Below are 5158 nucleotides of genomic sequence, written 5' to 3'. Positions count from 1 at the left end.
GAGCCCGGCGCCCCCCCCCCCCCCCCCCCAACCCCGCCCCGGGCGCGCGTGCCCCCCACCCCCGCTGGGGGGGGGGGGGGGGGGGGCCCCCCCCGCCCCCCCCCACCGGCATGAGGAAGGCGGAGGGCGTCAGCGCGGGCCGTACTCCTCGGCCCACGCCTCGACCGAGTCCGCGGCCCGGTCGAAGGCCTCCGCGCGGCCCAGGAAATCCGCGTTGTGCGTCGTCATGATCGACACCGGCCCCGTGTCGTCCCGGCCCTGGCGTCCGAGGAGCAGAGCCTGGCCCTGCACCGTCCGGGGCAGGTTCAGCCAGCGCACCGGCTGCTGCACCGTACGCACGGAGACGACCTGCTCCCAGGACGCCGTACGCGTCGTGAGGAAACCGACGTGCCGCAGCCCCCGTGCGCTGACCCACACGCCCATGCGCAGCAGCCGAAGCGCCGCCGCGATGACGAGCAGCGCGAGGGCGAACACCAGGGCGGCCGAGGCCAGTTGGGCCGTCGCGGCGATGATGACCGTCGCGAACAGCACGAACGAGGCGAGCAGCAGCGCGAGGGCGGCCACCACGATGCGCCACGGCCCGGGCCGGTACGGACGCCGCCAGCGGTCACGGTCCTCGTAGGGCAACGGAACGTCGTCCGCCGCCTCGAAAACGCGGTCGGCCGTCAGGAAGGGCAGGGGCACGGCGGGTCCTCACTCGATCCATGCGTGGGCTGTGCCCGGTGAGGCTACCGATCTGTGTCCCCGGTCACCACCGGTGGGGGGCCGGATGGAGTCACCGTCGGTGCGGTGCGGTTCAGCGCCTCTCGGACGCCTGGGACTGCTGAGGCTGATCAGCCGTCCTGTCGGGCGTCAGCGCGGGCGTCCCGATGACCAGGGACCCCACGAGCCCCGCCACGATGGTGAGCCCCAGCAGCCAACGCCCGGCCATCTCACCGAGCGACGACCGCTCGCGCGGCGGGGGAGTGACATTGCTGCGGAACCTGTCGGCCTCGGCGACGAAGGCAAACGGTACGGGTTCACGCCGACCGAACATCAGGGGTACGTCTCCTTCAAGGGTGGAACGGATCACTTTCGTCTGTAGAGACGAACGAACTCCCTCAGAGGTGCCCTGTTTCACCGACTTCATTGCGGCACGGCACCGATCGCGCCGAATCGGCCGGGCCGTAGAGTGGCGTCGCCACACGACGAGATGGGAAGGCCCTGCCAACCGTGACCGACACCCCCGCCGACGACCTCAAACCCAGCTACCGCAGCGACGTCACCGTCGAGCTGGTCAAGCACACCGCATCCGACGCGGACGTCCTCTTCGCGGCCCGGGTCTCGACCCTGGGCGAGCAGTCCCTGGACGAGCTGAAGAAGGACCCCGAGCGTTCCAAGGGCCTGATCAACTACCTGATGCGGGACCGGCACGGCAGCCCCTTCGAGCACAACTCGATGACCTTCCTCATCAGCGCTCCGATCTTCGTCTTCCGCGAGTTCATGCGGCACCGCGTCGGCTGGTCGTACAACGAGGAGAGCGGCCGCTACCGCGAGCTCCAGCCCGTGTTCTACGTCCCCGACGAGTCCCGCAAGCTGGTCCAGGAGGGCCGCCCGGGCAAGTACGTCTTCGTCGAGGGCACCCAGGCCCAGCAGGAGTTGGTCGGCCGTGTGATGGAGGACTCGTACCGGCAGGCGTACGAGGCCTACCAGGAGATGCTCGCCGCCGGCGTCGCCCGCGAGGTGGCCCGCGCCGTCCTCCCCGTCGGCCTGTACTCGTCGATGTACGCCACCTGCAACGCCCGCTCGCTGATGCACTTCCTCGGCCTGCGCACCCAGCACGAACTGGCGAAGGTGCCGTCCTTCCCGCAGCGCGAGATCGAGATGGTCGGCGAGAAGCTGGAGGAGGAGTGGTCACGGCTCATGCCGCTCACCTACGCCGCCTTCAACGCGAACGGACGCGTGGCGCCGTAACGCGCCCCGGTTCCCCGATCAGGTACAGATGTACGGTTCAGCCGCGTGAAGTGTCCGTATTGCGGCATTTAGCGAAGTTCATCTAGCCTGATCAAACGGGTCCGGCACTGCTTGAACCCCCGAGCAGGCAGTGCCGGGCTCCACCTTTGTCGCGACTTGTCGCCTGCCCCGCGGGCAGACCCGGTCCTGAGCAACGAGTAGCGTGTAACCCATGGCTCCGACCTCGACTCCGCAGACCCCCTTCGGGCGGGTCCTCACCGCCATGGTCACGCCCTTCACGGCGGACGGCGCACTCGACCTCGACGGCGCGCAGCGACTCGCCGCCCACCTGGTGGACGCAGGCAACGACGGCCTGGTCATCAACGGCACCACCGGCGAGTCCCCGACCACCAGCGACGCGGAGAAAGCGGATCTCGTACGGGCGGTCCTGGAGGCGGTCGGCGACCGCGCCCACGTGGTGGCCGGAGTCGGCACCAACGACACCCACCACAGCATGGAACTCGCCCGGGCGGCGGAGCGCACCGGCGCACACGGCCTGCTCGTCGTGACGCCGTACTACAACAAGCCGCCTCAGGAAGGCCTCTACCGGCACTTCACGGCCATCGCCGACACCACCGGCCTCCCCGTGATGCTCTACGACATCCCCGGCCGCAGCGGCGTCCCGATCAGCACCGAGACGCTCGTCCGCCTCGCCGAGCACCCCCGGATCGTCGCCAACAAGGACGCCAAGGGCGACCTCGGCCGCGCCAGCTGGGCCATCGCCCGCTCCGGCCTCGCCTGGTACTCCGGCGACGACATGCTGAACCTGCCCCTGCTCTCGGTCGGCGCGGTCGGCTTCGTCTCGGTCGTCGGGCACGTCGTCACCCCCGAGCTGCGCGCCCTGGTCGAGGCGTACACCTCGGGCGACGTCCAGAAGGCCACCGAGATCCACCAGAAGCTGCTCGCCGTCTACACGGGCATGTTCCGCACCCAGGGCGTGATGACGACCAAGGCGGCGCTCGCCCTGCAAGGACTGCCCGCCGGGCCCCTGCGCGCGCCCATGGTCGAATGCGCGCCCGAGGAGATCGAGCAACTCAAGATCGATCTTGCTGCCGGCGGGGTACAGCTCTGACATCAGACTTCGCGCGGACCCCCGCGCACCTGCTTCACAACTGAATAAGCGGGCCACCGGTGCCCGCGCATCCCACACAGACAACTGCTTCTGCACGAACGTCACGCGCGCCACGTGCCCCACCGGTACGTGGCGTGCGTGGTGAGGAGAGTCTTTTGAGTCATCCGCATCCTGAACTCCGCACGCCCCCGCCGCTCCCCGAAGGCGGCCTGCGTGTCACCCCGCTCGGCGGCCTCGGCGAGATCGGCCGGAACATGACGGTCTTCGAATTCGGCGGCCGCCTGCTGATCGTCGACTGCGGAGTGCTCTTCCCCGAGGAGGAGCAGCCCGGAATCGACCTGATCCTGCCGGACTTCTCGTCCATCAGGGACCGCCTCGACGACATCGAGGGCATCGTGCTCACGCACGGGCACGAGGATCACATCGGCGGCGTCCCCTTCCTCCTGCGGGAGAAGCCGGACATCCCGCTGATCGGCTCCAAGCTGACCCTCGCCCTCATCGAGGCCAAGCTCCAGGAGCACCGCATCCGCCCCTACACCCTCGAGGTGGCGGAGGGGCACCGCGAGCGCATCGGCCCCTTCGACTGCGAGTTCATCGCGGTCAACCACTCCATCCCGGACGCGCTGGCCGTGGCCATCCGCACGCCTGCGGGCATGGCCGTCCACACCGGCGACTTCAAGATGGACCAGCTCCCGCTGGACAGCCGCCTCACGGACCTCCACGCGTTCGCACGCCTGAGCGAGGAGGGCATCGACCTCCTCCTCTCGGACTCGACCAACGCCGAGGTGCCGGGATTCGTCCCGCCCGAGAGGGAGATCTCCAACGTCCTGCGGCAGGTCTTCGCCGGCGCCCGCAAGCGCATCATCGTCGCGAGCTTCGCCAGCCACGTGCACCGCATCCAGCAGATCCTGGACGCGGCACACGAGTACGGCCGCCGCGTCGCCTTCGTCGGCCGCTCCATGGTCCGCAACATGGGCATCGCACGGGACCTGGGCTATCTGCGGGTCCCCCCGGGCCTCGTCGTGGACGTCAAGACGCTCGACGACCTCCCGGACAACGAGGTGGTCCTGGTCTGCACGGGCTCCCAGGGCGAGCCGATGGCGGCCCTGTCCCGCATGGCCAACCGCGACCACCAGATCCGCATCGTCCAGGGCGACACGGTGATCCTGGCGTCGTCCCTGATCCCCGGCAACGAGAACGCGGTCTACCGCGTGATCAACGGCCTCACCCGCTGGGGCGCCAACGTGGTCCACAAGGGCAACGCCAAGGTCCACGTCTCCGGCCACGCCTCGGCGGGCGAGCTGCTGTACTTCTACAACATCTGCCGCCCGAAGAACCTGATGCCGGTGCACGGCGAATGGCGCCATCTGCGGGCCAACGCCGAGCTGGGCGCCTTGACCGGCGTCCCGCACGACCGCATCGTCATCGCCGAGGACGGCGTGGCCGTCGACCTCATCGAGGGCAAGGCGAAGATCTCCGGCAAGGTCCAGGCGGGATACGTCTACGTCGACGGCCTCTCGGTCGGTGACGTGGGCGAGCCGGCCCTCAAGGACCGCAAGATCCTCGGCGACGAGGGCATCATCTCGGTCTTCGTGGTCATCGACTCGTCCACCGGCAAGATCACCGGCGGCCCGCACATCCAGGCCCGTGGCTCCGGCATCGAGGACTCCGCCTTCGGGGACGTGGCCCCCAGGATCACGGAGGTGCTCGAACGCTCCGCCCAGGACGGCGTGGTGGAACCCCACCAGCTCCAGCAGCTCGTGCGCCGCACGCTGGGCAAGTGGGTCTCCGACACCTACCGGCGCCGCCCGATGATCCTGCCTGTGGTCGTGGAGGTCTGACGGCCCGTCGGGCCTGAGTTCGCGCCAACTGGGAGCGGGGCGCCTCGATTTGCATCGAGGCGCCCCGCTCCAGTAGGTTTACAACTCCTCCCGACGGGGCACCCGGGCCAACTCAGGCACGGTGACCATGCCCGGCCGGGAAGGAAATTCCGACTCAGAACTTCTGATAAAGTCGGAACCGCCGGAAAGGGAAACGCGGAAGCGGGAACCTGGAAAGCACCGAGGAAATCGGATCGGAAAGATCTGATAGAGT

The 5158-nt window shown here is 69.2% G+C and carries 5 protein-coding genes; 3 read left to right on the top strand and 2 right to left on the bottom strand.

What is annotated here, in order from left to right:
* Positions 1-129 precede the first annotated feature (129 nt).
* Positions 130-684 (bottom strand): hypothetical protein, encoded by a 555-nt coding sequence (locus tag AB0937_RS38340; RefSeq protein WP_366718821.1) that lies wholly within the window; start codon positions 682-684, stop codon positions 130-132.
* A 112-nt stretch (positions 685-796) separates the two neighbouring features.
* The gene (locus AB0937_RS38335; RefSeq protein WP_366718819.1) at positions 797-1036 is read right to left on the bottom strand and encodes a hypothetical protein; all 240 of its coding nucleotides are present in this window, start codon (positions 1034-1036) and stop codon (positions 797-799) included.
* 176 nt (positions 1037-1212) lie between these two features.
* Between AB0937_RS38335 and thyX the strand changes: the two genes are divergently transcribed.
* From thyX to AB0937_RS38320, 3 genes are all read left to right on the top strand, one after another.
* Positions 1213-1953, top strand: coding sequence for an FAD-dependent thymidylate synthase (thyX, locus tag AB0937_RS38330; protein ID WP_366718817.1), 741 nt, complete (start codon positions 1213-1215; stop codon positions 1951-1953).
* A gap of 211 nt (positions 1954-2164) precedes the next feature.
* Positions 2165-3064 carry a 4-hydroxy-tetrahydrodipicolinate synthase gene (gene dapA, locus AB0937_RS38325; protein ID WP_366718815.1) on the top strand — a complete coding sequence of 300 codons (900 nt, stop codon included), beginning with the start codon at positions 2165-2167 and terminating at the stop codon, positions 3062-3064.
* A 155-nt stretch (positions 3065-3219) separates the two neighbouring features.
* On the top strand, positions 3220-4905 hold the full coding sequence (locus tag AB0937_RS38320; protein ID WP_366718813.1) for a ribonuclease J: 1686 nt from the start codon (positions 3220-3222) through the stop codon (positions 4903-4905).
* Positions 4906-5158: the final 253 nt, after the last annotated feature.

Source organism: Streptomyces sp. NPDC047880, assembly GCF_040706515.1.
GTDB lineage: Bacteria > Actinomycetota > Actinomycetes > Streptomycetales > Streptomycetaceae > Streptomyces.
Note: the sequence above shows the minus strand (reverse complement) of the source record. Positions and strands in the feature narration are given on the sequence as shown.

Bases quoted from the DNA above. Each gene is read 5' to 3' on its own strand.
- AB0937_RS38335 (WP_366718819.1), bottom strand. From the start codon at position 1,036: ATGTTCGGTCGGCGTGAACCCGTACCGTTTGCCTTCGTCGCCGAGGCC.
- dapA (WP_366718815.1), top strand. From the start codon at position 2,165: ATGGCTCCGACCTCGACTCCGCAGACCCCCTTCGGGCGGGTCCTCACC.